The sequence below is a fragment of the Azospirillum sp. CT11-132 genome (assembly GCF_047302835.1).
In the GTDB taxonomy this organism is placed as follows: Bacteria; Pseudomonadota; Alphaproteobacteria; order Azospirillales; family Azospirillaceae; genus Azospirillum.
In genome coordinates this window covers 937,429-943,428 of record NZ_JBGLZA010000005.1, presented here as the reverse complement: position 1 = coordinate 943,428, position 6,000 = coordinate 937,429, and the positions used below count along the sequence as shown (strand labels likewise).

General features: G+C 67.8%; 4 protein-coding genes. All 4 read left to right on the top strand.

Annotation, left to right across the window (positions count from 1 at the left end):
• Positions 1 to 191 precede the first annotated feature (191 nt).
• Positions 192 to 2,141: a TonB-dependent receptor plug domain-containing protein gene (locus ACCD06_RS24010; protein ID WP_413344048.1), complete on the top strand. Its 1,950-nt coding sequence runs from the start codon at positions 192 to 194 to the stop codon at positions 2,139 to 2,141.
• A gap of 2 nt (positions 2,142 to 2,143) precedes the next feature.
• A complete protein-coding gene (locus ACCD06_RS24005; protein WP_413344046.1) occupies positions 2,144 to 2,677 on the top strand; it encodes a YfiR family protein in 534 nt (177 codons plus the stop codon).
• A 33-nt stretch (positions 2,678 to 2,710) separates the two neighbouring features.
• Positions 2,711 to 4,468, top strand: a complete 1,758-nt coding sequence (locus ACCD06_RS24000; RefSeq protein ID WP_413344044.1) for an ATP-binding protein — start codon at positions 2,711 to 2,713, stop codon at positions 4,466 to 4,468.
• A 562-nt stretch (positions 4,469 to 5,030) separates the two neighbouring features.
• Positions 5,031 to 5,975 (top strand): IS110 family transposase, encoded by a 945-nt coding sequence (locus tag ACCD06_RS23995; protein WP_413344041.1) that lies wholly within the window; start codon positions 5,031 to 5,033, stop codon positions 5,973 to 5,975.
• The last annotated feature ends 25 nt before the right edge of the window (positions 5,976 to 6,000 follow it).

The following is a 6,000-nucleotide window of genomic DNA, read 5'->3' as shown; positions in this document are numbered from 1 at the left end:
ACTAGACAAGATCGGCTAGCTGGAAGCGAATCTCGCCACGCTGCGGTGGAACGCGAGCGCTTGGGGGGTTCCGGCGAGCAGCCGCCCGAAAGCTCTAGGAAAAGTTCGGCCGTTCCGCCTAGCGGATAGTCACGGTCAAGGCTGCTATAAAGCTCGTTCGTGCAGACACTGAACCGAGCCAGCAAGCACCAATGCCATGGTCAGCCACCCGTCGGGACAGCAGATGCCGCAGGTCTGAGAGAGCCGGTCGTCCGGCACGGTGGCTGTCGGTCGCCCTGTCGCTCGCCCTGATCCCGCATGCGGCACCGGCCCAAACGGTTGAGGATCTGTCGACCCTGTCAATCGAGGAGCTGGGGGCGATCAAGGTCACCTCCATCTCCAAGCGGCCGGAACCGCTGAGTGACGCTGCGGCGTCCGTCTATGTCATCACGGCGGAGGACATCAGGCGTTCCGGCGCGACCAGCCTGCCGGAGGCCCTGCGGCTGGCGCCCAACCTGGAGGTGGCGCGGCTGAACACCGCCGGCTACAGCGTCACCGCCCGCGGCTTCAACTCGCCGGAATCGGCCAACAAGCTGCAGGTGATGATCGACGGCCGCAGTGTCTATTCGCCGGTCGCCTCTACCGTCTTCTGGGAGGCGGTCAACGTCCCGCTGTCGGAGATCGAGCGGATCGAGGTGGTCAGCGGCCCCGGCGGCACGCTGTGGGGGGCCAATGCTGTCAACGGCGTCGTCAACGTCATCACCAGGTCCGCCAAGGACAGCCAGGGCGGATTTGCCGAGATCGGCGCCGGCTCCGGCGAGCGCAACGGCACCCTGCGCTATGGCGTGACGGCGGGGGGAGAGGGTAGGACCGCGCAGATGGCGCTGCGCGGCTATCTCACCGGCTTTGACCGGCGCAGCAGCCACGCGGTGACGCCGGGCGATCGCACCACCGACGCCTTCGACGGCTCGCAGGCCGGCTTCCGGCTGGACGGAACGGCGGCAGGCGGGGCGGCGTCCTATACCCTGCAGGGCGATCTCTACCGCAACCACACCGACTGGCTGGACACAACGCTGCATGGCGGAAACCTGCTGGGGCGCTGGACGTACAAGCTGAACGGCGGTTCGTCGGTGCAGCTGCAGGCCTATTATGACCAGCAGAACCGTGACTATCTGGTCGCGACCGACCGGTTGCAGACCTTCGACGTCCAGGCCCAGCACAATGTGGCGCTGGGCACCCGGCACCAGCTGGTCTGGGGCGGGCAGTACCGGGTGTGGCGGTCGGCCTTCCGTTCTCTGGTCGCCTTCGGCTTCCCGGACGAGGACGCGACGATCTCGCTGGGCAGCCTGTTTGCCCAGGACGAGGTGACGCTGGCCCCGAAGCTGAAGCTGACGGTCGGGATGAAGGCGGAATACAACAGCTATTCCGGCTTCGACCTGCTGCCCAACTTGCGGCTCGCCTGGAAGCTGTCGGATGCGCACATGCTGTGGACGGCGGTCAGCCGGTCGGTGCGCACGCCGTCGCGCATCGACCGCGAGCTGTCGGGGACGGGCATCCTGGCGCCCTCGCCCGACTTCCGGTCGGAGCGGCTGACCGCCTACGAGGTGGGATATCGCGGCCAGCCCACCGCCAACAGCCGCGTGGCCCTGTCGGCCTTCTACAATGTCTATGACGACTTGCGCACCACCAGCCTGACCAACGGCGGACTGCCGGTCATGCTGCGCAACGACATGGAGGGCAGCACCTATGGCGTCGAAGGCTGGGGCAGCTATGGGCTGACCAGCTGGTGGACCCTGCATGCCGGTGCCAACTGGCTGCACAAGAGCCTGCGGCTGAAGCCGGGGGCGACCGACCTGTCCGGATTCCAGTCTGCCGGGCAGGACCCGGCCTATCAGGTCCAGCTGCGATCGCGGATGAATCTGACGCCCGATGTGGAGTTCGATGCCACGCTGCGCCGGGTCGGCCGGGTGGCGGTGTCGAATGTCCCGGCCTATACCGAGGCCGATCTGCATCTGGGCTGGCAGGTCACGCCGTCGCTGGACCTGTCGCTGTTCGGCCGGAATTTGCTTCACGCCCGCCATCTGGAGGCCTACGACCCGTCCAACAACGCGCCGCGCGCCATCGGGCGGAGCATCTATGCCCGCCTGCGGGTGGGGTTCTGAGCGTGGAGGAGTGGCCGACCCGCTGGTGCCGTCCGCTGGCGCTGAGCCTGCTGCTGGTGCTGGCCGGCACCCCGGTGTCCCTGGCGGTGGCGGCGGAACCGCTGGAGGAGGCGGTCAAGGCGACCTTCCTCTACAAGTTCATCGCCTTCGTCTCCTGGCCGCAATCCGCCTTCGCCGGGCCGTACAGCCCGTTCCGCATCTGCGTCGAGGGGACGGACCCGTTCGGTGAATTGCTGGACCGCGCTGTCGCCGGGCAGAACGTCGGCGGCCGGCCCATCGAGCTGTGGCGCCGGTCGCGGTTCGACCGCGGGTCGGGCTGTCACCTGCTTTATGCGACCGGTTCCATGGACCGGCTGCGCGGCGAGCCGGTGCTGACCGTCAGCGACGTCGATTCAGCGGGAGGACCGGCCGCCGGTGCGGTTATCACCTTTGTGCTGCGCGAGGATCGGGTCCGCTTCGTCATCGATGCGGCTGCGGCACAGGACAACCATCTGGCGATCAGCTCCAAACTGATGAGCCTGGCGGTGCAGCCATGAGGAAACTGCCATGACCAAGCTGGAGGGCGGGACGTGACCGATCTGGCAGGATTCTGGCGGCATACGCCGCGTCTGACGGTGCTGGCGGTGGCGGTGCTGCTGATCACCGGCGGGCTGATGGCCCTGGCCAGCGAACGTGCGTATCGTGAGGAGCGGGCGGGGGACGTGGAGGTGCAGGCGCGCATCCTGGCCGCCACCGTCACCGCGGCGCTCAGCTTCAACGACCGCACGGCTGCCGGGGAATATGTGGCGGCGCTGTCCGCCAGCCCGGAGTTCGAGGCCGCAGGCGTCTATGACGGGAATGGCGCCATGTTCGCCACCCATACCGCGGGTGGGATGCAGCCGATGCTGGCATTCGCCGAGCCGCCGGGCCGTCATTTCGACGGCGGGCACCTGACGGTGACTGTGCCCGTGATGCAGGACGGGCGCGCCATCGGCAGCGTTTCGCTGCGCACGCAGGTGGAGCCCTTCGCCCGCCGGGCCGAACGCTATGTCGGGATGGCGCTGCTGCTGGCGATGACGGTGCTGATCGTGCTGGTGCTGGGGGCGGCGCAGGCGGCGCTGGCGCGGGCGAACCGCGATCTGGCGGAGCGTGCGCGCGACCTGTCCACCGCCAACGAGGCGTTGAACGCGGAAATCGCCGAGCGCGAGAAGGTCGAGGCCGCCCTACGCCAGAGCCAGAAGATGGAGGCGATGGGCCAGCTGACCGGCGGCATCGCCCATGACTTCAACAATCTGCTGCAGGCGCTGGCCGGCTGTCTTCAGCTGGTCGGCCGCCGGGCGAAGGAGCCGTCGATCCAGCCGCTGCTGGAAACCGGGCAGCAGGCGATCGACCGCGGCGCCAAGCTGGTCCAGCAGCTGATGGCCTTCGCCCGCCGCCAGACCCTGCGGCCGGAGCCGATGGACGTCCGCGACCGTCTGCTGGGCATGGCCGACCTGCTGACCCGCGCCATCCGTGCCGACATCACGCTGGAGACGGAGCTGGAGCCCGGCCTGTGGCCGGTGGAGGTCGATCCGACGCAGTTCGAGCTGGCGATCCTGAACCTTGCCGTCAATGCGCGCGACGCCATGCCCGAGGGCGGCCAGCTGCACATCACCGCCCGCAACCGGCCGGCCGGCGACGCGGGAATAGAGGGCGATCTGGTGCAGGTGACCGTCAGCGACACCGGCACCGGCATGGAACCGGAGGTGAAGGCCCGTGTCTTCGAGCCCTTCTTCACCACCAAGGAGGTCGGCAAGGGCTCCGGTCTCGGGCTGGCGCAGGTGTATGGCTTCACCCGGCAGTCGTCGGGACGGGTGGAGATCGACAGCGCGCCTGGCCGCGGCACCGCCGTCTCGCTGTTCCTGCCGCGGACGGCCAAGCCGGTGGCGGCCCCGGCGGCGGAGCGGGCCCTGGACACCGGGTGCGGGGGGGACCGGCACCTCCTGCTGGTGGAGGACGACCCCATCGTCGGCAGCATGGTGGCGGCGGCACTCGAGGAGATCGGCTATGCTGTGCTGCGCGCCGCCAATGCCGAGGAAGCGCTGGGGCTGCTGACCGATGGCGATCTGCGGATCGACATCTTGTTCAGTGACGTGGTGATGCCAGGGCCGATGAACGGTGTCGACCTCGCCCACGCCGCCCGGCGCCTGCGCCCCGGCCTGCCGGTGGTGCTGACCACCGGCTACAGCGAGGATGTCGCCCGCATCGAGGGGGTGCGGGTGTTGCCGAAGCCCTACCGTGTTGGGGCGCTGGCCGAACTGCTAGACGCGGTGCTGGCGGCCGAGGGGGATCTCACTCTCACCCGGTAAGAGGGTCGGGGTGAGGGCGATGCACCGGGAGGATTCTTGGTGAAGGGCCGCCGCGCGACCCCCTCGCCCTAGATGCCGTAATGGGCCTTGCACCAAGCTCTGGCTTGGGCGGGCGGCCTTCACTACAGTGAGAGCTTGTTCGCAGCAGGCGCATCCCTGGCGGGGCTGAGGTGATGTGGTGGACGGCTCTTCCACCTTCTGGGATTGATGGCAAGCTAATGCCGTCGAAGACGGCCATGTGTGGACGACCCCTCCGGTGCAAAAGGGAAATCCGCACTGGCTGGCCGAGAAGAATGCATCCATATGTGTCCAGCCTGTTGTCGCAGCCGCTAGCTGCTGGCCTTGATGAATTCGACGGATCGACACCCAAATCACCTTATGTCGTGGGAAAGTCCTAAATTGATGCCCAGACGGCCCGCCAAAGGCGGGCCGTCTGGGCTGACCGACCCCGCAATCACCTTGGCGGACAGGCCGTGACTGAGCTCGGAGGCGGTCAGCCCTTCCTTGAAGTCCGAACGGTTGCTTGGGCTCGAGCCCGCACCACAAGGAAGGAACAGCAAGGATGTCCACCATCGAGATGGCCGCTGGTATTGACTGCGGCAAGCGCTTTTTGGATGTGGCGGTTTCCGCCACCGGTGACACGATTCAAGTCGCCAACACGCCTTCTGGGCATCAGGAACTGGCGGCGTGGTTGGCTCATCGAGGGATCACGGATGTCGGCATCGAGGCCAGCGGCGGCTACGAGCGGCCGGTCCGTGATGCGTTGCGCGCGGCGAGCTTGTCGGTGCGGGTGTTTGATCCGGCACGCGTGCGTTTTTATGCAAAAGCCATGGGGCGGCGGGCCAAGAACGATACCATCGACGCCGCCCTGATCGCGGCCTTCACCGCCTCCGGGGCTGCGTCGACCGCCACGCCGGTGGATCCGACCCGCGAGGAATTGGCCGGCTTGGTAAAGGCGCGTCGTCTGCTCGTCGACAAGCGAGGCGATCTGCGCCGCGCCTTGATCTCCGCTCCGGCAGCAGCCAAAGCGGCGCTGGAAGAGGCCATTGACGCTTTGACCGAGGCGCTGACCACGCTGGAAGCCGCGATCGAGCGCACGCTCGCCACCGTGCCGGTGATGGCTGAAACCGTGGCTGCGCTCCAGACTGCTCCCGGGGTCGGACCGGTGGTGGCGATCGGCCTCGCCGCTTTGCTCCCGGAACTGGGCCACACGACCGGTTGGAAGGTCGCCGCCCTGGTCGGCGTTGCGCCCTTCGATCATGACAGCGGGCAAGCGCATGGCCGCCGTCGTATCGGTGGCGGCCGCCCCGATGTTCGGCGAATCCTCTACATGGCCGCCGCCGTCGCAGCCCTCCATACCACCGGCGTGATCGCCGACCACTATGCCCAACTGACCAAGCGCGGAAAGCCGCCGAAGTTGGCTCTCGTCGCCTGCATGCACAAGCTGATCGTCCGCCTCAACGCTATGCTCGCAAAGGGACGGACCTGGGAGATCAAAACCGCCTGACGATGCCGGCGGTCGACGCTCGCCG